20 protein-coding genes are annotated in these 25,678 nt (G+C 57.7%); 11 read left to right on the top strand and 9 right to left on the bottom strand.

The window, feature by feature from the left end; all coding sequences use genetic code 11:
* Positions 1-95: 95 nt before the first annotated feature.
* From hutU to ACO0LO_RS21815, 8 genes are all read left to right on the top strand, one after another.
* Entirely contained in the window at positions 96-1,820 is a 1,725-nt protein-coding gene (gene hutU, locus ACO0LO_RS21850) for a urocanate hydratase (protein WP_422967357.1), read from the top strand.
* Positions 1,821-1,852: 32 nt separating this feature from the next.
* Positions 1,853-3,394 (top strand): histidine ammonia-lyase, encoded by a 1,542-nt coding sequence (hutH, locus tag ACO0LO_RS21845; protein WP_422967355.1) that lies wholly within the window; start codon positions 1,853-1,855, stop codon positions 3,392-3,394.
* 10 nt (positions 3,395-3,404) lie between these two features.
* Positions 3,405-3,995, top strand: coding sequence for a HutD family protein (locus ACO0LO_RS21840; RefSeq protein ID WP_422967353.1), 591 nt, complete (start codon positions 3,405-3,407; stop codon positions 3,993-3,995).
* A 7-nt stretch (positions 3,996-4,002) separates the two neighbouring features.
* Positions 4,003-5,238 carry an imidazolonepropionase gene (gene hutI / locus ACO0LO_RS21835; RefSeq protein ID WP_422967351.1) on the top strand — a complete coding sequence of 412 codons (1,236 nt, stop codon included), beginning with the start codon at positions 4,003-4,005 and terminating at the stop codon, positions 5,236-5,238.
* A 219-nt stretch (positions 5,239-5,457) separates the two neighbouring features.
* Positions 5,458-9,240, top strand: a complete 3,783-nt coding sequence (locus tag ACO0LO_RS21830; RefSeq protein ID WP_422967349.1) for a DUF748 domain-containing protein — start codon at positions 5,458-5,460, stop codon at positions 9,238-9,240.
* 75 nt (positions 9,241-9,315) lie between these two features.
* Positions 9,316-9,783: a DsrE family protein gene (locus ACO0LO_RS21825; protein WP_422967347.1), complete on the top strand. Its 468-nt coding sequence runs from the start codon at positions 9,316-9,318 to the stop codon at positions 9,781-9,783.
* A 195-nt stretch (positions 9,784-9,978) separates the two neighbouring features.
* Complete coding sequence (locus ACO0LO_RS21820) at positions 9,979-10,371, top strand: response regulator (RefSeq protein ID WP_394779988.1); 393 nt, start codon at positions 9,979-9,981, stop codon at positions 10,369-10,371.
* Positions 10,372-12,030 (top strand): diguanylate cyclase, encoded by a 1,659-nt coding sequence (locus ACO0LO_RS21815; protein WP_422967344.1) that lies wholly within the window; start codon positions 10,372-10,374, stop codon positions 12,028-12,030.
* Positions 12,031-12,117: 87 nt separating this feature from the next.
* Here the strand turns inward: ACO0LO_RS21815 and parC are convergent, their stop codons facing one another.
* Positions 12,118-14,439: a DNA topoisomerase IV subunit A gene (gene parC / locus ACO0LO_RS21810; RefSeq protein ID WP_422967342.1), complete on the bottom strand. Its 2,322-nt coding sequence runs from the start codon at positions 14,437-14,439 to the stop codon at positions 12,118-12,120.
* A 105-nt stretch (positions 14,440-14,544) separates the two neighbouring features.
* Positions 14,545-16,539 (bottom strand): DNA topoisomerase IV subunit B, encoded by a 1,995-nt coding sequence (locus tag ACO0LO_RS21805; protein ID WP_422967340.1) that lies wholly within the window; start codon positions 16,537-16,539, stop codon positions 14,545-14,547.
* Positions 16,540-16,808: 269 nt separating this feature from the next.
* Between ACO0LO_RS21805 and ACO0LO_RS21800 the strand changes: the two genes are divergently transcribed.
* Positions 16,809-17,633: a response regulator gene (locus tag ACO0LO_RS21800; RefSeq protein ID WP_422967338.1), complete on the top strand. Its 825-nt coding sequence runs from the start codon at positions 16,809-16,811 to the stop codon at positions 17,631-17,633.
* A 157-nt stretch (positions 17,634-17,790) separates the two neighbouring features.
* Here ACO0LO_RS21800 and ACO0LO_RS21795 read toward each other — a convergent pair whose 3' ends face one another.
* Entirely contained in the window at positions 17,791-18,960 is a 1,170-nt protein-coding gene (locus ACO0LO_RS21795; RefSeq protein ID WP_422967336.1) for a vWA domain-containing protein, read from the bottom strand.
* A gap of 56 nt (positions 18,961-19,016) precedes the next feature.
* Positions 19,017-19,619: a GNAT family N-acetyltransferase gene (locus ACO0LO_RS21790; RefSeq protein ID WP_422967334.1), complete on the bottom strand. Its 603-nt coding sequence runs from the start codon at positions 19,617-19,619 to the stop codon at positions 19,017-19,019.
* Positions 19,620-19,859: 240 nt separating this feature from the next.
* On the opposite strand from ACO0LO_RS21790, the gene rpsT reads away from it, so the two are divergent.
* The gene (gene rpsT / locus ACO0LO_RS21785; RefSeq protein ID WP_422967332.1) at positions 19,860-20,123 is read left to right on the top strand and encodes a 30S ribosomal protein S20; all 264 of its coding nucleotides are present in this window, start codon (positions 19,860-19,862) and stop codon (positions 20,121-20,123) included.
* A 153-nt stretch (positions 20,124-20,276) separates the two neighbouring features.
* On the opposite strand, the gene ACO0LO_RS21780 is transcribed toward rpsT, so the two are convergent.
* The 3 genes from ACO0LO_RS21780 to ACO0LO_RS21770 form a co-directional block, all read right to left on the bottom strand.
* Entirely contained in the window at positions 20,277-20,720 is a 444-nt protein-coding gene (locus tag ACO0LO_RS21780) for a DUF192 domain-containing protein (RefSeq protein ID WP_422967330.1), read from the bottom strand.
* A 210-nt stretch (positions 20,721-20,930) separates the two neighbouring features.
* A complete protein-coding gene (locus tag ACO0LO_RS21775; RefSeq protein WP_422967328.1) occupies positions 20,931-21,119 on the bottom strand; it encodes a hypothetical protein in 189 nt (62 codons plus the stop codon).
* Between the two features lie 168 nt (positions 21,120-21,287).
* Positions 21,288-21,833 (bottom strand): pseudouridine synthase, encoded by a 546-nt coding sequence (locus tag ACO0LO_RS21770; RefSeq protein WP_422967326.1) that lies wholly within the window; start codon positions 21,831-21,833, stop codon positions 21,288-21,290.
* 279 nt (positions 21,834-22,112) lie between these two features.
* Here ACO0LO_RS21770 and icd point away from each other — a divergent pair, with 279 nt between their 5' ends.
* Positions 22,113-23,366 carry an NADP-dependent isocitrate dehydrogenase gene (gene icd, locus ACO0LO_RS21765; protein ID WP_422967324.1) on the top strand — a complete coding sequence of 418 codons (1,254 nt, stop codon included), beginning with the start codon at positions 22,113-22,115 and terminating at the stop codon, positions 23,364-23,366.
* Positions 23,367-23,437: 71 nt separating this feature from the next.
* Here icd and ACO0LO_RS21760 read toward each other — a convergent pair whose 3' ends face one another.
* On the bottom strand, positions 23,438-24,100 hold the full coding sequence (locus ACO0LO_RS21760; protein WP_422967322.1) for a response regulator: 663 nt from the start codon (positions 24,098-24,100) through the stop codon (positions 23,438-23,440).
* Positions 24,097-25,470, bottom strand: coding sequence for a cache domain-containing protein (locus ACO0LO_RS21755; RefSeq protein WP_422967320.1), 1,374 nt, complete (start codon positions 25,468-25,470; stop codon positions 24,097-24,099). The genes ACO0LO_RS21760 and ACO0LO_RS21755 overlap by 4 nt, the downstream gene beginning before the upstream one ends.
* Between the last annotated feature and the right edge of the window lie 208 nt (positions 25,471-25,678).

Genomic DNA, 25,678 nt, shown 5'->3' with positions numbered 1-25,678 from the left:
AACTTAAACTAAATCGTCGCCCATTGCTATCCCGTCGTCCATCATGTTGCTTATCAGTAAGGACGCAAGGAACTGAAACCCCGGAAAGGAAAATCATGAATACAGTTACTGACAACAGCCTGATGAATAATGACCCGCGCTGGGACGAGAGCCGTGAGATCCGCGCACCGCGCGGGCCGGAAAAAACCTGCAAGACCTGGGTAGCCGAGGCGGCTTACCGCATGATTCAGAACAACCTGGATCCGGAAGTGGCGGAGAACCCCAAGCATCTGGTCGTGTATGGCGGCATAGGCCGCGCGGCGCGCAACTGGGAATGCTTCGACCAGATACTGGCGTCGCTGAAAAACCTGGAAGAAGATGAAACCCTGCTGGTGCAGTCGGGCAAGCCGGTTGGCGTATTCAGGACGCATGCCGATGCGCCGCGCGTGCTGATCGCCAATTCCAACCTGGTGCCCAAATGGGCCAACTGGGAACATTTCAATGAGTTGGACCGCAAGGGCCTGTTCATGTACGGCCAGATGACTGCGGGTAGCTGGATTTACATCGGCAGCCAGGGCATCGTGCAGGGTACGTATGAAACCTTTGTCGAAGCAGGCCGCCAGCATTTTAACGGCGACTGGGCTGGGCGCTGGATACTCACTGCCGGCCTGGGCGGCATGGGCGGCGCACAGCCGCTGGCCGCCACGCTGGCCGGCGCCGTGTCGCTGAATATAGAATGCCAGCAAAGCAGCATCGATTTCCGCTTGCGCACCCGCTACGTGGACAAGCAGGCCAAGGACATCGACGACGCACTGGCGCTGATCCAGCATCATTGCGAGCGCAAGGAGGCAGTATCCATCGCCTTGCTGGGCAATGCGGCAGACGTATTGCCGGAGCTGGTCAGGCGCGCGAAAGCGGGCGGCATCAAGCCCGACCTGGTGACCGACCAGACGTCGGCGCATGACCTGTTCAACGGCTACCTGCCCTCTGGCTGGAGTGTGCCGCGGTGGAAGGATGCGCAGAAAGACCCGGCCCAGCATGCCGCATTGACGCAGGCGGCAGCGGCGTCCTGCGCGGTGCACGTGCAGGCCATGCTGGACTTCCACGCGATGGGTATTCCCACCGTGGATTATGGCAACAACATTCGCCAGGTCGCCTATGACACCGGTGTCAAGAATGCTTTCGATTTCCCCGGTTTTGTACCAGCCTATATCCGTCCGCTGTTTTGCGAAGGCAAGGGGCCGTTCCGCTGGGTCGCGCTGTCCGGCGATCCGGAAGATATCTATAAAACCGATGCCAAGATCAAGGAACTGTTCCCGGAAAACAAGGCAGTGCATCACTGGCTGGACATGGCAAAGGAACGCATCGCCTTCCAGGGCTTGCCTGCGCGCATCTGCTGGCTGGGCCTGGGCGAGCGCCACCTTGCGGGCCTTGCCTTCAACGAGATGGTAAAGAATGGCGAACTGAAAGCGCCGGTTGTCATCGGTCGCGACCATCTGGATACCGGCTCCGTCGCCAGCCCCAACCGTGAAACCGAAGGCATGCGGGACGGCACCGATACCGTCTCCGACTGGCCTTTGCTGAATGCCCTGCTGAATACGGCGGGCGGCGCCAGCTGGGTATCGCTGCACCATGGCGGCGGCGTGGGTATGGGGTACTCGCAGCATGCCGGCATGGTCATTGTTGCCGATGGCAGCGACGCTGCCGCCAAACGGCTGGCGCGCGTGCTCGTTAACGATAGTGCATCCGGTGTGATGCGCCACGCGGACGCCGGTTATGAAACTGCGGTAGCCTGTGCCGAGCGCAACGGCCTGAAATTGCCTATGATCAGCAAAGCCTGATTCATTTCATGTCAATATCGATGAACAACACTATGAAACAAACCCTCATCCTCCAGCCCGGCCAGATCAGTCTGGCTGAACTGCGCGCCATCTGGCATGACGCGCCGGAACTGTCGCTGGCCCCCTCCGCCTATCCGGCGATTGAGGCCTCGTCGGCTGCGATACGCAAGATCGTGGAACGCGGCGAAGCCGCTTACGGCATCAATACCGGTTTCGGCAAGCTGGCCAAGACCCGTATCCCGGACGACCAGCTGGAGCTGTTGCAGCGCAACCTGATCATGTCGCATTCGGTCGGTTCCGGCGAACTGATAGAAGATGCCGTCGTGCGGCTGATCCTGGTGATGAAGATCGCCAGCCTGGCGCGCGGTTATTCCGGCATTCGCGCTTCCGTCATCGACACGATGGTAGCGATGTTCAATGCCGGCATCATGCCCTGCATTCCTGTCAAGGGCTCGGTGGGCGCGTCCGGCGATCTGGCGCCGCTGTCGCACATGACGCTGGCCATGCTGGGAGAGGGCGATGCCCGCGTGGATGGCAAGCTGCTGCCGGCCCGGCAGGCGCTGGAAGCCGCAGGCATACAACCGGTAGTGCTGGCGGCAAAAGAAGGCCTGGCGCTGATCAACGGCACACAAGTGTCGACTGCACTGACGCTGAACGGACTGTTCCTCGCAGAACGCCTGCTGGAAGCGGCCACGGTCGCCGGCGCATTGTCGGTGGATGCGGCCAAGGGTAGTGACGCGCCTTTCGATCCGCGTATCCATGCAGTGCGCGGCCAGCCGGGGCAGATTGCCACAGCGGCCATCTACCGCGAGCTGCTGTCCGGCAGCGAAATCCGCAAATCCCACCTGGTCAATGATGAGCGCGTGCAAGATCCGTATTGCCTGCGCTGCCAGCCGCAAGTGATGGGCGCCTGTCTGGATATCATCAACAACGCAGCGCGGACCTTGCTGATCGAAGCCAATGCGGTGACCGACAATCCCCTGGTCTTTGTCGAGGAAGGCGAAGTGATCTCGGGTGGTAATTTCCATGCCGAGCCGGTGGCGTTTGCTGCCGATACGCTGGCGCTGGCGATTGCCGAGATCGGCTCCATTTCCGAGCGCCGTATTGCGCTGCTGATTGATGCATCATTATCCGGGCTGCCGCCTTTTCTGGTGCAGTCTTCCGGCCTGAATTCGGGTTTCATGATTGCACACGTGACGGCCGCGGCGCTGGCTTCGGAAAACAAATCCATCGCACATCCTGCGAGCGTAGATACGATACCGACCTCGGCCAACCAGGAAGACCATGTCAGCATGGCGACCTACGCCGGCCGCCGTCTGCATGAGATGGCGCACAATACGGCCACCATCGTCGGCATCGAATTGCTGGCTGCGGCGCAGGGCGTGGATTTCCACCAGCCGCTGACGACGTCTCCACACCTGGCTTGGGCACACCGCCTGCTGCGCAGCCGCGTGGCTTTCTATGACAAGGACAGGTTCTTCGCGCCGGATATCGAGGCGGCGAAGCAACTGGTGGTGCAGGGGGAACTGAGCGCGGACTGCAAGGCGCTGTTCAGTGGACTCTACCTGGGATAAGGCTGGAACGATGCGTCTCTGGAACGCCGGCGACTGTGTGTCCATGCCGTGGAAAAACGGCGGCGGCATTACTACTGAAATTGCCGTCTGGCCCGAAGGTGCGGGGCTGGACAGCTTCGGTTGGCGCATCAGCAGCGCGGCGGTTTCCGCATCCGGGCCGTTTTCGCGGTTCGCCGGCATAGACCGCAGCCTGGCGGTGTTGCATGATGGCGTATTGAGTATACGGGCCGATGGCGGCGAGGAATTCAATCTCACTGCTGCCAGCGAACCATATTGTTTTCGCGGCGAACAGCAGGTTGAGGCGCTCGTGCGCTACGGCGAGCTTACTGACCTGAACGTGATGACGCGGCGCGGCGTTTACTCGCACCGCTTGCTGCGGTTAAGCGGACAGGCCCTGTATGCGTTAAGGCGCACGGCTTCCATACTGCTGCTGTATTGCCCGCAGGATGGAGGCGAGATGCTGTATGAAGGCGCAGCCATAAGCATTGCTTGCGGGGATATACTGATGCTGGACCGCGATGACAAGTCCGGCTGTGTTGAATTGCGTTGCGAGCCGCAGCATGTGTTTTACCTGATCCACATTGCAGACGACAAGGAATGAGCCAGGCATGGATAGCTCCATAGACAATCAATGGGATGCGCTGTGGGTCAACGTCCACCTTGCAACAATGCAGGATGGGGATGGCTATGGTGAAATCCGCGACGCGGCGATTGCCGTCAGGGACGGCGTCATAACGTGGCTGGGGCCGCGTTCCAGCTTGCCGCAGGCCTATACGGCAACGGTGCAGCATGACGGCAAGGGCTGCTGGCTGACGCCTGGCCTCATCGATTGCCATACCCATATCGTTTATGCAGGCAACCGCAGCGATGAGTTTGAGGCGCGCCTGAACGGCATTGCCTATGAAGAGATTGCGCGCAAGGGCGGCGGTATCTTGTCCACCGTGCGCGCCACGCGCAGCGCCAGCGAAGAGGAACTGATGCTGGCCAGCCTGCCGCGCGTCGCCAGCTTGCTGCGCGAGGGCGTAACTACGCTGGAAATCAAATCCGGTTATGGCCTGGACTTGCAGACGGAAGCAAAGATGCTCAGGGTGGCGCGACAGTTTGGCCTGCATTTTTCCTTGCGGGTCAAAACCACTTTCCTCGGCGCGCACGCCTTGCCGCCCGAATATGCAGGCCGGGCAGACGAGTATCTGGATATGGTGTGCACAGCCATGCTGCCTGCGCTGGTCGGAGAAGGGCTGGTGGATGCGGTGGATGCCTTTTGCGAGAAGATCGGGTTTTCCGCTGCACAGACCGAAAAGGTGTTCCAGGCGGCACAGCGTTACGGCTTGCCGGTCAAGCTGCATGCCGAGCAATTGTCCGACCAGGGCGGCGCGGCGCTGACGGCGCGCTATCGCGGCTTGTCGGCAGACCACCTGGAATACCTGTCGGAGGACGGGGTGGCCGCCATGTCGGCCAGCGGCACGGTGGCGGTGCTGCTGCCGGGGGCTTACTACTTCCTGCGCGAGACAAAAATGCCTCCGGTCGCCGCGCTGCGCGCCGCCGGCGTGCCGATAGCAGTGTCCACCGATTGCAATCCCGGTACTTCCCCAATGACCTCACTGCTGCTGGCGATGAATATGGCAAGCACCTTATTCCGGCTGACGCCGCTGGAAGCGCTGGCGGGTGCGACACTGAATGCGGCAAAGGCACTGGGCCTTGCGGCGCAGATTGGTAGTCTTGAAGTAGGCAAGCAGGCTGATTTCGCGTTATGGACGATAGATCGGCCGGGCGACCTCGCGTATGCGATCGGCGGCAATCCCTGCCAGGCGGTCGTTTATGGCGGAAAGTTGCGCCACGTCTGATTCGCGGGGAAAAGCATCGTGCCTTGCCAGAAAGAAAAATTTCGTCAAATCTTCAGTTGTAAATCTCATCATTTTCCAAATAATCGTTAAACTGTCGTTTTAACAAAAGATTCAGCTGTAAGACTGCATGTCTGCCGCTATTCTTTTGCGAGCAACCGGATAGCCAGTCGCCTGTCATTTACGCAGACAGGCGGACCTGGGGAAAATGAGGAAATCGATTTGCTGCCTCCTGCACACACCATCAAAGATAAAGTCGGGCCTGTCCTGAAAAATAGGCGTTTCAGGCGCCGGGGACTGGGCCTGCTGATCGGCTTCATCGTGTTGCTTGCCGCCAGTTGGCTGGCCGTGCCGCACTTCGTCAACCAGATTGCCGTCGAGCAGGTGCAGCAGAAACTGGGGCGCAAGCTCACCATCGGCGAACTGTCTTTTTCGCCACTGAAGCTGGCGTTGACGGCCAATGACGTGACGCTCTACGAGCCGGACCGGAAGACGCCGATGCTGACGCTGAAATCGGCGGTGATGAATCTGTCGCTGGCCTCGCTGTTCAGGCAGGCTTTGGTGATGGATGAGATACGGCTGGTAGCGCCATATGTTCACATCGTCCGCACTGCAGGCGGCGATTACGGTCGCTACAATTTTTCCGATATCCTGGACCGCATCGCTGCGATGCCGAAATCTGCCAGCGACGAGCCTTTCCGTTTTTCACTGGCCAATATCCAGTTGCAGGATGGTGGCCTGCAATTCGACGACAAGGTTGTGGACCGGCATGTCAAGGTGGAGGCGCTGCAGATGGGCGTGCCTTTCCTCTCCAACTTCCCGTCGCAGGTAGAGAGCTATGTGTCGCCCATGGTATCGGCCAGGGTCAACGGTACGCCGTTTTCGCTGAAAGGCCGGACCAAGCCGTTTGACTCCACACTGGATACTTCGCTGGCACTGGACATCGAGCAGCTGGACCTGGCCAGCTATGTCGCCTATTCGCCGGTGCCGCTGCCCGTCAGGCTGGAAGGCGCGAAGCTGAGCACCACGCTGGATCTGGTTTTTTCACGCAAGAAAGACCATCCAGAGCTGCTGCTGTCGGGCGACATCAGCTTGAAATCGCTCGTCGTCAGCGACCTGAACGCCGCGCCGCTGCTGCATGCGGACGCTGTTTCCACGCATATCAAGCAGCTCAATATTTTCAGCGGCGCCGCGTCGATAGACAAGCTGCTGATCGCCCGCCCGGAAGTATGGCTGGCGCTGGACGGCAAGGGGGTGCTGAACTGGGCCAGTGTGACAGCCAAGCCCGCTGGCGCAGCGAATTCTCCCAATCCGCCTGCTGCAGACGCGCGAGCGGCAAGCTCTGCAGCGGCATCCAACATGGCGGCTTCTGCCGCGCCTGTCCGGCAGGCGGCTGTGACCAGCATCCTGGGAGAGCTGGCGGTGCAGAAAGGTATACTGCACTGGTCCGACGCGGCCAATGCAGTACCGGCGCAGGAAGTAACGCTGAGCGATATCGGCATCACTGTCCGGCAGTTATCTACCCAGGCGGACGCAAAGCCCGCCGTGATCAGCCTGTCAGCAAAGGGTGGGCATGACGAGGTGCTGAGCTTCAACGGAGATTTTCAGCTGGCGACGAATGCGGTAATCGGGCAAGCCGAATTGCAGGCGCTGGCGCTGGTCGACTACCAGCCTTATGTGAACAAAACGCTGTCCGCGAATGTGGGAGGGCTGGCAGCACTGAAATCCCGCATTGCCTACCAGCAGGACCGGTTCAGTATGGACGACCTGAGTGCGGCCATCAGCGACTTTACGCTCGCGCCTAAAGACAAGGTCGGCAAGGCGGACGGCGGCCTTGCGATCAAGTCTTTTTCCATTGACAAGATGAGCCTGGACACGCAGGCCCGCAGCGTCAAGCTTGGCCATGTAGCATTCGACGGGCTGAAGGCCGATGTGCGGCGCGACCCACAGGGTGTGCTGAATCTACAGAGCATCGTGCGCACCAAAGCGGTTGCAGGCACCGCTGCTGCAGCCCCGGTGAAGGCGGCAGCGAACGACGGCAAGGAAAACAAGGGCAACTGGAAAACCAGCGTGCAAAAGCTGTCGTTTGCCAATTCCGCCATTGCCTTCGCCGACCAGTCGGTCAGTCCGGCAGTTTCGCTGAAGACCGATAGCATCCAGCTGGATATCGACAATGCTGACAGCGAAATGCTGAGTCCAACAGCCATTTCGCTGCATGCGGGCATCGAGCGCAAGGGCAGGCTGTCGCTGAAGCTGAATGTCGCCGCTGGCATGAAAGCAGTCACCGGCGAGGTAGATGGCCAGAGTTTGCCTGTGGCGAATTTTTATCCCTATTTTTCTCAATACATGAACGCCAGCCTGACGCGTGGGCAGGCGGATGCGAAAGGTAAATTCAGCATCAGCAATCCGGCGGAGGCATCCCGGAAGATCGCCTATGACGGTAGCCTGAAACTGTCCAATTTCCACTTCCTGGAAAACGGCGCGTCCGACGATTTCCTGGAATGGAAATCCATCGACATGGACGGCATCGCAGCCAGGGTCGCGCAAGACCAGCCGCAGATCAGCCTGAAGAAGCTGACGCTCAGCGATTTCTACGCGCGCGCCATCTTGTCCGATAAGGGCAGACTGAATCTACAGAGTATTTTTGCTCCGAAAAGCGCTGCTGCCGATACTGCTGCTGTCGCTGCTGCGCCAGCGGTCGACAAGCAGACGGATGCCAAGGTAGAGGACGGTGGCCTGGTTCTTTCCGGAAGCAGCAGCAAACCTGCCGCCGCAATGACTGTGAATCCTGCGACTGTCGCCAAAGCGCCGGTAATACGCATTGCGCAGACAGTGGTCAAAGGCGGCAACATCAATTTTACCGACAACTTCGTCAAGCCTAACTACAGCGCCAACCTGACAGGCTTGTCCGGCAGCATAGGCGCGGTGGCATCGGACAATCCGCAGGCCGCTACCATCGACCTGTCCGGCAAGATAGACAATGATGCACCGCTGCTGATTTCCGGCACGCTGAACCCGCTGGCCAAGCCGCTGTTCCTGGACATCAAGGGTAGTGCCAACGGCATAGAGCTGACACGCCTTACTCCTTACGCCGCCAAGTATGCCGGCTATGCGATAGAAAAAGGCAAGCTGACCATGCAGGTTGCCTACCATGTGGAAAACCAGAACCTGCGCGCGGAGAACGATGTGCGCATCGACCAGCTGACGTTTGGCGAGAGGATAGACGGTCCGGACGCGACCAAGCTGCCGGTCTTGCTGGCAGTGGCGCTGCTGCGCGACAACAACGGCCAGATAGCGGTCAACCTGCCGGTGTCGGGCTCTTTGTCGGATCCTGAATTTTCCGTCGGTGGCGTCGTTTTCAAAGTCTTCGTCAACCTGATCACCAAGGCGGTTACTGCGCCGTTCTCGCTGCTGAGCTCAGCTTTCGGCGGCAGCGGCGAAGAGTTGTCGTATATCGAGTTCCGGCCCGGCCAGAGTGTCGTGACGGCGGATGCCGCAGGCAAGCTGGACAATCTGGCAAAGGCGCTCAAAAACCGTTCCGGCCTGAAGCTGGACATCATCGGCCGCGTGGATCCGGCGGCGGACACCGAAGGGCTGAAGCGCGAGTCGCTCACGCAAAAAATTAAAGCGCTGAAACTGAGGGAACTGCGTCGCGCCGGCACGCCGGCAGGCTCGGCGGAAGACATCACCGTGGATGACGCGGACCGGAAAAAATACATGGAAGACGTCTATTCCGCTGAAAAATTCACCAAGCCGCGCAATGTGATCGGCATCGCAAAAACGCTGCCGACAGAAGAAGCGGAACGCCTGATACTGAGCAATACCGCAGTCACGCCAGAAGCATTGCGCGCGCTCGCACAGTCGCGCGCCGACCGTGTGCGCGACTACCTGGAGCAAAAAGGCGAGGTCAGCAAGGATAGGCTGTTCCTGATCGCGCCAAGGCTGAACGCGGACGGCATTAAAGACAAAGGTGCAGCCACCAGGGTGGACTTTTCGCTGAAATGACCGATAGAAATGACGCGAAGCCATGTTGAAACTGGATTTACGCATTATTATTACAAGTTAAAAAAGGGGACATCAATGAAGCGACTGGCGACGGTTTTAATCCTGCTGTGCGGAATAGCGGGTTTGCAAGGAGCAGCGGCAGGCGCTGAAAAAGCGGCGGCTACTCCGGCAATTGCGGCGCCGGCCACGCCGGCCACCGCGCGCACCAGGGTGGTGTTCCAAGTCAGCGACAATGACGAGGCAAAATGGAACCTTGCACTGAATAACGTCAAGAACGTGCAGGCCGCGCTGGGCGCGGATAACGTCGATATAGAAATCGTCGCTTACGGCCCAGGCATCAATATGCTGAAATTCGACGCGCCGGTAGGCAACCGCATACAGGCTGCGTTGCAGGCGCGGGTCAAGGTGGCAGCTTGTGAAAATACGATGGAAGCGCAAAAGCTGCGCAAGGAAGACATGCTGCCGGCAATTTCCTATGTGCCCGCCGGGATCGTAGAGATCATCCGGCTGCAGCAACAGGGCTATGCCTATATAAGGCCCTGATAGATACGTAAAAATCCCGGGCAATGGCGTGGACTGGGGCTGTCGTGAAAAAATAGGGGTAAATCCGGAAAAACTTTACTTCAATATTTCACTTGACAATATAATCACAAAAATGGGAATTCCCAGCGAACAAATAAAATTGCCGTAAATCATTTTGTTCCGTACTGATTTCGGCCGGGTAAAAAAGGAAAAGCGATGAGTGGGATGCCTGTAGCCAATATTTTGTACGTAGAAGACGATCCGGACATACAGACGGTTGCCCAGATTGCCCTTGAGGTTGTTGGCGGCTTTACCCTCACCACCTGCAGTTCCGGCCTTGAGGCGCTGGAGGCTGTGAAATCCGGTTGCCAGCCGGATTTGCTACTGCTCGATGTCATGATGCCCAACATGGACGGGCCGACCACATTGGCTGAATTGCGCCAGTTGCCGGCAACGCTGGCGACACCGGTCATCTTCATGACGGCCAAGGTGCAGGCAGGGGAGCTTGCCTACTATAAATCGCTGGGCGCCATCGGCGTGATTGCCAAACCGTTTGACCCCATGGAGTTGTCGGAGCAGGTTCGTGAGCTGTGGAGCCAGGGACATTAAATGAGCGACAAAAACGATAGCCTGCAAGAAAAGCTGCGCGCGCTTGAGGCGGTATTCCTCGCCAAGCTTCCGTCCAGGCTATTGGAGATGGAAGATGCGCTGGGCCTGTTTTTGCAGGAGCCGGAAAGCAAGGCGCATCTGGCCTTGCTGCACAGGCTGCTGCATACGATGGCAGGTTCGGCCGGCACTTTCGGTTTCCCAGAAGTCGGTGCGCAGGCACGCGAATTTGAGGGCAGGCTCAAGCCGTTGATCAACGGCGAGACATGGAGCAAGACCATGCTGAGCCAGTATGCGGGCGACCTTAGAAGGTATTTTGCAGACAGCATCAAAAGCGCGGAAAACAAGCCGGCCTCGATCGATATCGATGAAGATGCGGACGATACGGATGAGCGTGTCTCGCCGCGCCTGGTCTATCTGGTGGACCACGATAAGGCCTTGACCGAAGCGATTACGCTGCAACTCGAACACTTTGCCTATGAAGTGGTCAGCATCAACGAACTGAAGTCGCTGCACGTGGCGATAGCAACCCGGCGGCCGGACGTGGTCGTCATCGAACTCAGCTTCCCCGAAGGGAAAATGGCCGGCGCGGAAGAAATCGCGCGCATCCGCAAGTTGAGCCGCCTGCGCTTCCTGACGATCTTCGTTTCCAATACCAGCAGTTTTGAAAGCCGCCTGCTTGCGGTGCGTTCCGGCGGCGACGGTTATTTCACCAAGCCTATCGACATTGTTTCGCTGACCGACAGGATAGATGCGGTGATCGGCAGGGAGGAGCCCAAAGGCTACCGCGTGCTGGTCATCGATGACGACGCGGTAACGTCCGAATATTACGGCACCGTACTGAGAAGTGCCGGCATGATCGTCAAACTGTTGACCGACCCCAGCCAGTTGCTGAAAGTGATGACAGATTTCCGCCCGGAGTTGTTGCTGATGGATGTGTATATGCCGATGTGCAACGGCATAGAGCTGGCAAAGATCATACGCCAGGATAATTCCTACCTGGATGTTCCTATTGTCTTCCTGTCCAGCGAAGGCGACCTGGGCAAGCAGCTGGAGGCAGTGCAGTCCGGCGCCGACGATTTCCTGACCAAGCCTATCGAAGCCGATTTCCTGGTGTCTGCCTTGTCCAGCCGCGCGGAGCGCTACCGTTCGTTGCGCGGCCTGATCATGCGTGACGGCTTGACTGGCCTGTATAACCACACGGCGATCAAGGAAGAGCTGGCGGCAGAGATGTCCATTGCAGGCCGCAACGGCGGCCCTTTGGCGCTGGCGATGATAGATCTGGACAATTTCAAGGGCGTCAACGATACCTACGGCCATCCTGTCGGCGACCAGGTGTTGCGCACCCTGTCGCGCTTGCTGCGCCAGCGCCTGCGCCGCAGCGATATTGTCGGGCGTTATGGCGGCGAGGAATTCATCGTCATCTTTCCCAGCACGTCCGCGGCCGTCGCGCGCAAGGTGCTGGACCAGGTCAGGATTGCTTTCCATAAGGTGCAGCAGCATTCGGACCAGGGCGATTTTGCCGTCAGCTTCTCGGCCGGTATCGCCGACCTTGAGCTGACGACGGATGCCGATGAGTTGTTCGACTCCGCCGACGATGCACTGTACCGCGCCAAACAGGGCGGCAGGAATTGTATTGTCGTGGCCTCCGGCCAGTCCTGAACGTCGGATAAAATAAACCCCTTGCATGGTGCTCCATGCAAGGGGTTTATTTTATGGCTTGCAGCTAAGCAGGCTCGGACGCCGGATTTAAATACGCGTAATACCGGTCGGCTTCAGCCTGGATTCCAGCGCCTTGCCTTTGCGCGCGCGCTTGTTGATGTGGATACCCAGACCGGTGGCGCTCAGGTTGACGTCCTGCACTTTTGCCGCGCGTCCGATGCCGGTGACGCGTACACCTTTCTGGCTGATGGCCTGGGCGGCCAGCAGTTTTTCCTTTTCTTCCAGTTCCATTAACGTCACACCGCGGCCGCCGCTGGATAGCTGTTTAATTTCGGTCAAGCCGAATACCAGCAGCCGGCCTTTTTCAGACAGGCACGCAATGGCGCTGGCATCGTCGGTGACGACGGAAGGCGGCAGCGGCTCATCGCCTTCTTCCAGCGTCATGAAGGCCTTGCCTGCCTTCATGCGGCCGGTCATGTCGGCAATCTTGGCGGTAAAGCCGTAACCTGCGGTGGATGCCAGCAGCAAGGTGATGTCGGCGGTACCTGCGAAATAATGCAGGATGCGTGTGCCGCTGGCCAGGTCGATCAGCGTGGTCACCGGCACGCCGTCGCCGCGCGCACCCGGCAATGCAGCCACCGGCACCGAGTACACCCGGCCGTTGGAGCCGAACACCAGCATCTGGTCCACGGTGCGGCATTCAAATGTGCCGTACAGGCCATCGCCCTGTTTAAATGCAAACTGTGCCGTGTCGTGGCCGTGTCCGGTGCGGGCGCGTACCCAGCCCTTTTGCGAAATGACTACGGTAACCGGCTCGTCGATGAGCTTTTGCTCCATCGAGGCCCGCTGTGCCTCCTCTATCAGCGTGCGGCGCGCATCGCCGTACTGTTTGGCATCGGCCTCGATCTCCTTGATGATCAGCTTTTTCATTGATGCAGGATTGTCCAGCAAGTCGTGCAGCGCCGTTTTTTCGCTGCGCAGTTCCGCCAGCTCCTGCTGGATCTTGATCGCTTCCAGCCGTGCCAGTTGGCGCAGGCGGATTTCCAGGATGTCTTCGGCCTGGCGGTCCGACAAATTGAAAGCCTGCATCAGTGCCGGCTTCGGTTCATCGGCTTCGCGGATGATCTTGATGACCTTGTCGATATTCAGCAATACCGCTTCGCGGCCTTCCAGAATATGAATGCGGTCGTCGACTTTCTTCAGCTTGAACTGGGTGCGTCGGGTCACGGTGGTGAAACGGAAGCTCACCCATTCGCTCAGTATTTCCAGCAAACCCTTCTGGCGTGGACGGCCGTCGCCGCCTATCATCACCAGGTTGATTGACGCGCTGGTTTCCAGCGAGGTCTGCGCCAGCAGCATCTGCATGAATTCGCCCTGGTCCTGGTTCTTGGACTTGGGTTCCAGCACCAGGCGCACCGGTGCATCCTTGCCGGATTCGTCGCGCACTGCATCCAGCAGGGACAACACGGATTGTTTTAGTGCGATCTGTTCCGGCGACAACGATTTCTTGCCCAGCTTGATCTTGGGATTGGTAATTTCCTCAATTTCTTCCAGTACTTTTTGCGACGAGGTGCCGGGCGGCAGTTCGGTGATGACGGCCTGCCACTGGCCGCGCGCCAGTTCTTCTATTTTCCAGCGGGCGCGTACCTTCATGCTGCCGCGGCCGTTGGCATAGATCTCAGCAATAGCAGACGTCGGCGTAATGATCTGCCCTCCGCCTGGGAAATCCGGGCCGGGGATGTAGGTCATCAGTTCCGCGTGCTTCAGCGCCGGGTTGCGGATCAGCGCCACGGCAGCCTTCGCTACTTCGGTCAGGTTGTGCGAAGGAATTTCCGTCGCCATGCCGACTGCGATACCGGATGCACCGTTCAGCAGCACGAACGGCAGGCGACCCGGCAGCAGGCTGGGCTCTTCGGATGAGCCGTCGTAATTGGGCTGAAAGTCCACCGTGCCCAAGTCGATCTCATCCATCAGCAGCTTGGAAATCGGCGTCAGGCGGGCTTCGGTGTAGCGCATCGCCGCCGCGCCGTCGCCGTCGCGAGAGCCAAAGTTGCCCTGGCCGTCAATCAACGGGTAGCGCAGCGAGAAGTTCTGCGCCATCCGCACCATGGCGTCATACACGGATTGGTCGCCGTGCGGATGCAGCTTGCCGAGTACGTCGCCGACCACGGTGGCCGATTTGCGCGGTTTGGCAGTGGAGCTCAACCCGAGTTCATTCATCGAGAACAGGATGCGGCGCTGTACCGGCTTCTGGCCGTCGCTGACATCAGGCAGTGCGCGGCCTTTGACGACCGAGATGGCATAGTCCAGGTAAGCGCGCTCGGCAAAGCTTGCCAGCGTCAGCGTTTCGCCTTCCGGCGGCGGCGGGGGAGGCGGTTCCTGGTCAAATAAAGTCGCTTGTTCACTCATGTTGCTTGTATCTTTATGTTTTTATGTTAATGCGCCTTGGTGCTGCGGCGCGTGTCAGTCTGCTTGTTTCAGTCCGTTTATGATGCGACGTGGGGGATACCTGAATCAGATATCGGCTTCCACTTCATTGCCATGTTCTTCCAGCCACGAGCGGCGCGCGGATGCCTCGCCTTTGCCCATCAGCATATTGAAGCGCGCTTCGGAAAAGTCCTGGTCGAATTCGCCCAGCGCCACCGGCAGCAGGCGGCGCGTATCCGGGTTCATCGTGGTTTCCCATAGCTGTTCGGCATTCATCTCACCCAGGCCTTTAAAGCGGGAGATAGACCAGGCGCCATCCTTGACGCCGTCCTTGCGCAGCTTGTCTTCAATCGCGATCAGTTCGCCTTCGTCCAGCGCATAGATTTTCTGTGCCGGCTTCTTGCCGCGCGCGGGTGCATCAACACGGAACAGCGGCGGGCGCGCCACGCAGATATGGCCGTGCGCGATCAGCGCCGGGAAATGGCGGAAGAACAGCGTCAGCAGCAGTACCTGGATGTGCGAGCCATCCACGTCTGCATCGGACAGGATGCAGATCTTGCCGTAGCGCAGATTGGACAGGTCCGGTGTGTCCTTGACGCCGTGCGGATCGACGCCGATCGCCACGGCAATGTCGTGAATCTCGTTGTTGGCAAACAGGCGGTCGCGCTCTGATTCCCAGGAGTTCAGCACCTTGCCGCGCAGCGGCAGGATGGCCTGGAATTCCTTGTCGCGGCCCATCTTGGCGGAGCCGCCTGCGGAATCGCCCTCAACCAGGAAAATTTCATTGCGGGAGATGTCGCTGGATTCGCAATCCGTCAGCTTTCCAGGCAATACGGCAACGCCGGAAGATTTTTTCTTTTCCACTTTTTGCGCGGAACGCAGGCGGGACTGCGCCTGCTTGATGACCAGTTCGGCCAGCTTCTTGCCGTAGTCCACGTGCGAGTTCAGCCACAGCTCCAGCGGCGGCTTGGTAAAGCCCGACACCAGGCGCACTGCGTCGCGCGAGTTCAGGCGCTCCTTGATCTGGCCCTGGAACTGCGGGTCCAGCACCTTGGCGGAGAGTACGAAAGACACTCGTGCAAACACGTCTTCCGGCAGCAGCTTGACGCCCTTGGGCAGCAGCGAGTGCATTTCCGCAAAACTCTTCACCGCGCCGAACAGTCCTTCGCGCAAACCCGATTCATGCGTGCCGCCGGCGGGAGTAGGGATCAGGTTGACATAGGATTCGCGGACCACATTGCCTTCCTCGGTCCATGCCACCACCCAGGCGGCACCTTCGCCCTCGGCAAAGCCGTCGGTATCCGCGCCTGCATACTGGGCGCCTTCAAACAGCGGGATCAGCGTGTCGCCGTGCGATGCCTGCGCCAGCGCTTCGGTCAGGTAGCCGCGCAGGCCCTGGTCGTATTGCCAGGTCTGGCTTTCACCGGTCTTGGCGATTGCCAGCGTCACGCGTACGCCCGGCAGCAGTACCGCCTTGGAGCGTAGCAGCCGCTGTAGTTCCGGCTGTGAAATGCTGGGGGAGTCGAAGTATTTGGCATCCGGCCAGATGCTGACGCGGGTACCCGATTTCTTGTCGCCCTTGGCCAGCGGCTGCGAAGTCAGCGGTTCTATGACGTCGCCGTTGGCGAAAGTCAGCTTGTGCATGCCGGCTTCGCGCCAGACGGTGATTTCCAGGCGCTTGGACAGTGCATTGGTGACCGATACGCCCACACCGTGCAGGCCGCCGGAAAATGCATAGGCCCCTCCGGAGCCCTTGTCGAACTTGCCGCCTGCATGCAGGCGGGTAAAGACGATTTCCACCGTCGGCACTTTTTCCTCGGGGTGGAGGCCGACAGGGATGCCGCGGCCGTCGTCTTCCACGGTGATGCTGTTGTCGGCGTTGACCGTCACCAGGATATTTTTGCAATGCCCGCCCAGCGCTTCATCCGACGCATTGTCGATGACTTCCTGGATGATGTGCAGGGGATTTTCGGTGCGGGTGTACATGCCGGGTCTTTGCTTGACCGGCTCCAGCCCTTTTAAAACGCGGATGGATGATTCGCTGTAATCGGATGTTGCTGTAGAAGATTTTTTTGTCGACATGCAATTATTACAAGTTGATTGTTATTTTAGTAAAATGATTGATATTATTTGCGCGCGAACCCATACCGGCTGGCAAATCGCTGTATGCTGCCAATTTCCAAACTCATTGCGTCAATAGGAGTTCGCACTCGCTGCTATTGATGAGATGAGTTCTAACATACCGGGAGTTATTTGGTCAAACCAGCACCATGCCTTCATTTTGCGGGCAGCTGTGCTGGCTGAACTTTAAGCAGCAAGTATTGTAGCTGCATTGCGCCAACGGATACCTGATGTCACAAAAAACTCCAGCTATAGCAGTACGACTGATAGGCTTCACTTCCAAGGAAGAAGAAACCTTTGCCAGCGTATTTGCGGTCGACCGGGACCGGGATTATAGCTATCTTGTCTTGAGGCAAGGCAGTTTACAAGATCCCGAGATGTATATTGTTAATGCCGAGGACCTGAAAGCGCTGACAATTCTATCCGATCTGAACCCCGGCGACGCACAGCCTGCGCTATTAATCGGTAAAACCGGGATTTCTTTGCCGTATCCCATCCTGCCCCGGCCCATACGCTGGAGGCGCCTGCTGGAAATGCTGGATGCACTGGCCGATGGACGGCGCTTGCTGCTGACTACGCTGAGCGCGCTTGATACCGTCACGGTTCCAGAACGGCGCCTGCGGGAGAGGGTGGATCTTGACCTGTCCGATCCCAACCAATATGAACGGATGCGCAAGCCGGCTCCTGCGCAGGGCGGCATATTGATTGTGGATAAGGATTTCAGGTTCAAGGACTACGTGGCCAGCCTGACGGGCAATTACCGCTTCCCGGTCAATCTCGCAACCGACCATATCAGCGCGCTGGAATCCAACGCACAGCACAAGCATGCGCTGATGATGGTCAATACCTCCACGCCGGACATCAACCCCTACCATCTGTGCGAAATGATCAAAGGCCAGCATGTTGCGCACAAGCTGGCTGCCATCCTGTTGATAGACCGTTCGTTCGCTTACGACAAGGATGTGGCCAAAGGCCGGTGCGAGGGCTTCCTGGACAAGCCGCTGTCGCGCAAGGTGATTATTGCGGCGATGCAGAAGTTTTTGCCGATGACGTAAGCTGCGAATCGTTGACTGGTGAGCCGTAGATCGGCAGTTTAATCGGCAAGAGCGGCTGCTGCGGTAAATGATCCGGGATGCGTACCTGCGATCTGTGGAACGCTCCCGGATTGCGCTATGCTTTATCCAGGCCACTTTTCTTTGTTTTTGGGTTTGCTTATTTACTCAGCAAGCGCATGCCGCGTTCCAGCCCGTCTATCGTGACAGGGAACATGCGGTTGTTCATGATCTGCTTTATCACCGATACCGACTGGCGGTATTGCCACAGGCCTTCCGGTTCCGGATTGAGCCAGATGTATTTCGGGAAGGTGGACGTAAAGCGCTGCAGCCATGCGGCGCCGGCTTCATCATTGTTATATTCCACCGAGCCGCCCGGCTGCAAAATCTCGTAAGGGCTCATCGTGGCGTCGCCGACGAAGATGACCTTGGTGTCTGGCGTGTATTTACGCAGGATGTCCCAGGTCGGAAACTTCTCGGCATGGCGGCGGCGGTTGTTTTTCCACAGGTAGTCGTACACGCAGTTGTGGAAATAAAAGAACTCCATGTTCTTGAATTCGGTCTTGGCTGCTGAAAACAGCTCTTCGGTGCGGGCGATATGGTCGTCCATGGTGCCGCCTACGTCCAGCAGCATCAGCAGCTTGATGTTGTTCTTGCGCTCCGGCTGCATCTTGATGTCCAGATAGCCGGCGTTGTTGGCGGTGGCCTTGATCGTGGCATCCAGCGCCAGCTCGTCTTCCGCGCCCTGGCGGGCGAACTTGCGCAGGCGGCGCAGCGCGATCTTGATGTTGCGGGTGCCGAGTTCGCGCTCGTCGTCGTAATCTCGGTAGGCGCGCGCTTCCCATACCTTGACGGCGGTGCGGTTGCCGCCTTTGCCGCCTATGCGTATGCCTTCAGGGTTTTGCCCGCCGTTGCCGAAAGGCGAGGTACCGCCGGTGCCTATCCATTTGTTGCCACCTTCATGACGCTCTTTCTGTTCTTTCAGCAAATCCTTGAGTCTGTCCATCAGTTTGTCGTAGCCGAATTTCTCCAGTTGCGCTTTCTGTTCATCGCTGAGTTCGCGCTCCAGGCGCTTGCTCAGCCATTCGAGCGGGATTTCGGGATTTTTCTCAAAGATGGTATCGATGCCCTTGAAATACAGGCCGAACGCTTTATCGAATTTGTCGTAGTGCGCCTCATCCTTGACCATGATGGTACGGGACAGGAAGTAGAAGTCATCCATGGACATGTTGATCAGGCCTTTTTCCATCGCTTCCAGCAGCATCAGGAACTCCTTGATGGAAACGGGTATCTTGGCGTCTTTGAGGATGAAGAAAAAATCGATCAGCACGTTGGCTCCTGTCTGTGTCTCGTTAAGTTCTATTTATTAATTATTTGTACCGGCTTTTATTCTGCACCGGCTTTATATCTGCCGTGCAGGTACTGCAAGTTCTTTTTTACGCCTGCCCATTCGTTCTGGATAATGCTGTACACCACGGTGTCGCGTATCCTGCCGTCCGGCTGCACCATGTGGTTGCGCAGTACGCCGTCGCGCTTCGCGCCCAGTCTTTCTATCGCCGCCTGAGATTTGTGGTTGAACCAGTCGGTGCGCAGTTCCACGGCAATGCAGGCGAATGTTTCAAAGGCATGTGTCAGCAATAAAAGCTTGCACTCGGTATTGACGGCGCTACGCTGGAAGCTCTTCGCATACCAGGTATAGCCTATCTCCAGCCGCTTATTATTATGATCGATATTGCAGTAGCGTGTGGAACCGATGATTTTTCCGCTGGCCCGGTGCCGTACCGCAAAGGCGAAGGCTTTTTGTTCCTGTTGCAGGGTCAGCGCAATATCCAGCCATGCCTGCGTTTTGTCGGGTGACGGCACCGACGTGAAAAACAGCTTCCATAATTCGCCGTCGGCGGCTGCGGCCTGGATGTCGGCCAGGTGCTCCTGCCGCAGCGGCTCCAGGATGACTTCCTGGCCCTGCAGCGTGAAAGGGGTGAGTTCCATCAAGCGTCCTTATCAATCGGTATGGCAAAAGAGATAGTCTTACTGCAACAATATAGCAATGCCGGCAGCTGTACAGGCAGCACTGTGACAATATGCGACAATGGAGCCTCCCAGCGAGCCTGTTTATATACCATACTTGCTAATGCCGTAAAAAGACGTTATACTGCAAAGCTGTACAGAATTATGCGGCGTGGCATTGTTGTTGCGATCGCTTTGACCCAGCCCAGTTTAGGAAATCTCATGGCAAATACAGCACAAGCACGTAAACGTGCTCGTCAAGCAGTTAAGCAAAATGCACACAACTCCAGCCAGCGTTCGACGCTGCGCACAGCGATCAAAGCTGTTCGTAAAGCAATCGAAGCCGGTGATAAAGCTGCTGCAACAACAATCTTTCAATCTTCCGTTTCGACGATTGACCGTATTGCTGACAAAAACATCATTCACAAAAACAAAGCAGCTCGCCATAAGAGCCGTTTGTCTGCCGCTCTGAAAGCATTGGCTTAATCTGCCTGTTTTCACTGGCCGGCTATGCTGGCCAGGGCTGTGAAGCAGTAATAAAAAACCCGCACGTTTGTGGGTTTTTGTGTTTTGTGCCGCAGTTTTACCTGGCCGGATATTGGTTATCCAGCCAGGCTGTGTGCTGCCTTTGGGCTAATGCTACTTCAGTGGCAGGCCCTCTATCTTGCTGCCCGGCTTGATATTCTTTTGCTTGAACCAGCCCAGATTCATTTCCAGCGCGTAGCGCACTGCTTTTTTCGCGCAATGGGAATCCAGGGTTTCCGCCTGCATGTCTTCGATATTGACGATCTTGCCTTCACTATCCATGAAGGCGACCGACAGGGGAATCAGCGTGTTCTTCATCCACATGCATACGCCGGCGGGTGCGCCGAAGTCGAATACCATTCCCTCATTGGCGCCCATCTTTGTGCGGTTCATCAAGCCTATTTCACGTTCTGCGTCTGTAGCTGCGACTTCCGCCTGGATCACGTTAATGCCTGCGGTTAGTTGTTTAACAGCTAATTTTGTCTGCGCAGCAGCGTCGGCGGAAAAAGCGAAGGCAAGGCACAGGGATGCGATGGCACGCAAGTGGATTTTATGCATGGTGTCCGGTGGGTTCATTATTGGTTGGTTTGACGGAAAAGCGGCCTGCCGCATTTCAGCGGGCGAGATAGTGTACTACGGCGATTTGCCCCTTGCATGCGCATATACACGCTGAAACAAATGCCGCGGGCATTGGTAGGCAATAAAACGCTTAGGCAAATAAAAAAGGCAGGGAAACCCTGCCTTTGGCATGAAACTGAAAACCGGTAATTATTTTGGTGCAGATGCGGACGCGGAAGAAGATGCGGCAGCAGCAGCTTTTTTATGTTTCTTGGCTTTCTTGGCTGGTTTTGCTGGTGCATCTGCAGACGCTGCAGGAGCGGAAGAAGCCGCAGGAGCTTGAGCAAATGCGGCAGAAACGAACAGACCAGCAACCAGAGCGGCGATCAATTTTTTCATTTTTATTCCTTCGGGGATAGTGTTGAGGAAACGACGATTCAGTTGAATCAAGGCAAATAACGCGAGCTATGGAGAACGGTTGACAGTTTATTCGTGCCCCAACGCAAAATAGTTAAAATTATTTCCCGGCCGGGCGCAAACTCCGTGGCCCTTTGCCCCTTATGCACCTCACATGCTGACTTCCTGCCATTCGCCGGGTAGCAGCGGATGCGTCTCCAGCGAAAAGTTGCCGATTGAACTACGCACCAGCCTCAATGTAGGCAGGCCGGCTGCTGCCGTCATGCGGCGCACCTGCCGGTTCTTCCCCTCAGACAGGATCATGCACAACCAGCTGGTAGGGATCTCTTCACGATGCCGTATCGGAGGATTGCGCGGCCACAGCCATTGCGGTTCCTGTATGTGCTTGACAACGCTCGGCTGGGTGATGAAGTCGCCCAGGTCCATAGGCTGACGCAGTCTCTCCAGCGCGGCGGCATCAGGCTTGCCCTCCACCTGCACCAGATAAGTCTTGGGCTGTTTATGGTCCGGGTGGCTGATCGTGTGCTGCAGCTTGCCGTCGTCGGTCAGCAGGATCAGGCCTTCGCTGTCCGCATCCAGCCTGCCGGCAGGGTAGATGCCTGGGATGGACAGGTAGTCGGCCAGAGTGGGACGGGTGGGGTGTGCGGAAAACTGGCACATCACGTCAAAGGGTTTATTAAACAATATCAGTTTCATGCAAGCCTGCAGTAAGTGCCGTGGCATAGGTGCGCCAGCCGGCGGAGCGTCTTTTCGAGCCGCATGTTAACATGCGCCCGTGTCGTAAAAGAATGGCATCTAGTAAAATACTGGTGCATAATACGAAACGGTAGTCTTGTGTCTTATAGAAGAGTTGCACGCAAATTTGCCGATGCAGGATCGAATCCACGCATCCGATGTATTGCTGAGCACTACACTGCGAGGCTTGTTCAAAGCGATAGCGCAAATGCCCGGTCGCCGAAATCTACGGAGAATACGATGTTCCAACATATTAAAGTTCCTGCTGAAGGTAAGCAAATTACCGTCAATGCCGACTTCTCGCTGACAGTCCCGGACAATCCTATCATTCCTTACATCGAAGGTGATGGCACAGGCATTGATATCAGCCCCGTCATGATCAAGGTCGTCGATGCAGCAGTTGCCAAGGCCTACGGCGGCAAGCGCAAGATCAGCTGGATGGAAATCTATGCCGGCGAAAAATCCACCAGGGTGTACGGCCCGGATGTATGGCTGCCGGAAGAAACGCTGAAAGTGGTGAAAGACTACGTCGTTTCCATCAAAGGTCCTCTAACGACACCGGTCGGCGGCGGCATTCGTTCGCTGAACGTGGCCCTGCGCCAGGAGCTGGACCTGTATGTCTGCCTGCGCCCGGTGCGCTATTTCAAAGGCGTGCCATCGCCGGTGCGCGAGCCTGAAAAAACAGACATGGTCATCTTCCGTGAAAACTCCGAAGATATCTATGCCGGCATTGAATGGCAAGAAGGCTCCGAAGGCGCGAAGAAACTCATCGAATTCCTGGTCAAGGAAATGGGCGTCAAGAAAATCCGCTTCCCTGACACGTCCGGCATCGGCGTCAAGCCTGTATCCCGCGAAGGCACGGAACGCCTGGTGCGTAAGGCGATCCAGTACGCTATCGACAATAACAAGCCTTCCGTGACGATAGTCCACAAAGGCAACATTATGAAGTACACCGAAGGCGGCTTCCGCGACTGGGCATACGGCCTGGCGCAAAAAGAATTCGGCGCGGAACTGATTGATGGCGGTCCATGGTGCAAGCTCAAGAATCCCAAGACAGGCAAAGACATCGTCATCAAGGATTCCATCGCCGATGCGTTCCTGCAGCAGATCCTGTTGCGTCCGAACGAATACAGCGTGATCGCAACGCTGAACCTGAACGGTGACTACATTTCCGACGCGCTGGCGGCACAGGTCGGCGGCATCGGCATCGCCCCCGGCGCCAACCTGTCCGATTCTGTTGCGATGTTTGAAGCAACCCACGGTACAGCGCCGAAATACGCAGGCAAGGATTATGTGAACCCCGGTTCACTGATCCTGTCCGCCGAAATGATGCTGCGCCACATGGGCTGGGTTGAAGCGGCAGACCTGATCATCAGCGCCACCGAAAAATCCATCGCTGCAAAGAAAGTCACCTATGACTTCGCGCGCCTGATGGAAGGTGCGACACAGGTATCGTGCTCCGGTTTCGGTGATGTGATGATTGAAAATATGTGACAGGCAGGGGCGTGTTAACACGCTCCCTTGCTCCGTAGTGAAAAAGCCGGCTCAGCGCCGGCTTTGTTTTTTTAGAAATTCTGGCTCAGCGCATAGCGTATCAAGTCGGCCTGGCCTTCGATATTCAGCTTGCGCTTGATATTCAGCCTGTGCGTTTCCACGGTGCGCACGCTGAGGCCCAGTTCCTGGGCGATATGCTTGTTCGATTTGCCGGTGGCGATGCTCTTCAGGATGTCTTGTTCCCTCTGCGTCAGCACGGCCGCGGATGAGGCGCTGTTGCCCGGCTGCTGCAAGCCTGCGCTGAGGTAGGTGCTGCCGGATGTCACGGATTCTATTGCGGCGATGATATGTTCCGCCGGCGCGTCTTTCAGTACATAGCCGCGCGCGCCGGCCTGCATGGCCTGCGTGACGTATTCCGCCTTGTCGTGCATCGATAGCATGATGACACGGATGCCAGGATATTCCGCTGCAAAGCGCGCAGTCAGCGCAATGCCGTTGCTGCTGCCGGTGCTGTTCATGCCGGCCATGCCGCTCATGCCGTGGCCATTCAGGTTGATGTCCATCAGCACCAGATCGATTGCGGTGCCGGCGGCTTTCTGCATCGCTTCTTCTCCATTGCCGGCTTCCCCGACGATGGAGAAATGCGGAATGGTTTCCAGCCTGGCCTTCAGGCCGTCGCGCACCAGCGGATGGTCGTCCACCAGGAAAATCCTGATTACCTCCTGCGCGCTCACGTACGCGCTCCCTTGCCGCTGGGGATGCTGGCGATAACCTGGGTGCCGCCGGTATTGGAATGCACTTCCAGCTGGCCTTTGACGGTGTCCAGTCTTTCTTTCATATTGCTTAGTCCTATGCCCCGTTTAGGGTTGCCTGCAATGCCGGCTACGTCGAAGCCGGCGCCGTTATCGGAAATCAGCAGCCTGATTTGCCGCGCATCGCCCGACAGCAGCATGCTCACCTCAGTGACTTGCGCCGCGTGCTTGTGGATATTCATCAGCGCTTCCTGCGCGACCCGGAATAATACCGTATTGCCGACCTCGGAAAGCCCGGACGTATGGCCACGCGCCTCGAAATGCACCGGCAGCGAAGAGCTTGCGGCAAATTCGCCAGCGAGTTGCTCAAAGGCCGCGGCCAGGCCCAGGTCGTCCAGCATTGCCGGGCGCAGGTCGTGCGAAATCCGGCGCAACTCGCCCAGTGCGTCGTTGAGTTGCATGGTGGCGCGTGTGAACGAAGTTTTGGCGGCATCCTCCTGCGCCGGGCGGCTCATCAGCTTGGCCAGCCCGGATTCTATCTGCAGCTTGATCGACACCAGCAGCTGGCTGAGGCCGTCATGCAGGTCGCGCGACAGGCGGGCCCGTTCGTCTTCCTGCGATCTCACCACGCTTTGCGCCAGCACCTTGAGCTTGGCTTCGGCAACGCGTGATTCGCTGATATTGAGCGCCAGCCCGCACAGGGCGATCAGCAGCGCGCTGATGACGGCAATGCCGGTAATCCAGAACATCGTGCTTTGTATGTTTTTAGCAACCTGGATGTCGATCTTGTTGAGCGCAGTGTCCACATCGTCCAGATAGATGCCGGTGCCGAGCATCCAGCCCCATTTTTTGAGCGCGACCACGTAGCCCATCTTGGGCGCCATCTTGTGCGTCGAAGGTTTTTCCCACATATAGGGCACGATGCCGCCGCCTTGCTGGGCCTTGGCGATCAGGTTCTGTATCGTGCGGTTGCCCTCGGGGTCAGTCAGCTCCCACAGGTCGCGGCCTACCAGCTCGGGCTGGCGCGGATGCATCAGGTTATTGCCGTGCATGTCATAGACATAGAAATAGCCGTCGTTGCCGTAATCCAGCCGTGACAATATTTCCTTGGCCCTCTCCATGGTTTCCGCGTCGGGCTTGTCGGAGTCGTACAGCTCGGAAATGGCCGCCATGCCCAGCGTCACATAATGCTTGAGCTCTGCTTCCTTGCTTGCCATGTAGGCCTGTTCGACTGTAGAGCGCTGCTGCTGGGCGAGCAGTGTGGTCTGGTGCAGCACCGCCAGCGCGATGCCGAGAAAGGCCAGTAGCAGCGGGATGATGGCGAACAGGATGATTTTGTAGCGGAGTTTCATGGTGTGGCCGGTGATGACGGGGCAGGCGGTTTGCTGCGGGCGGCGGCAATGGCCTTGATTGTATTGGGCGTCCGGGGTTCTGCAAAGAGGAAATTAAGATCGTGTCGGCGATATCGAGGCAGGAAGCATATCGCCGGTTGCGCATGAAGATAAGGGAAGGCAGGGCGGGCAGGGGTAAGACAGGAGGGCGCAGATAAAAAAAGCCCCG

The organism is Undibacterium sp. TJN25 (assembly GCF_049339885.1).
Lineage (GTDB): Bacteria > Pseudomonadota > Gammaproteobacteria > Burkholderiales > Burkholderiaceae_D > Undibacterium.
This window is presented reverse-complemented; position numbering and strand designations above follow the sequence as displayed.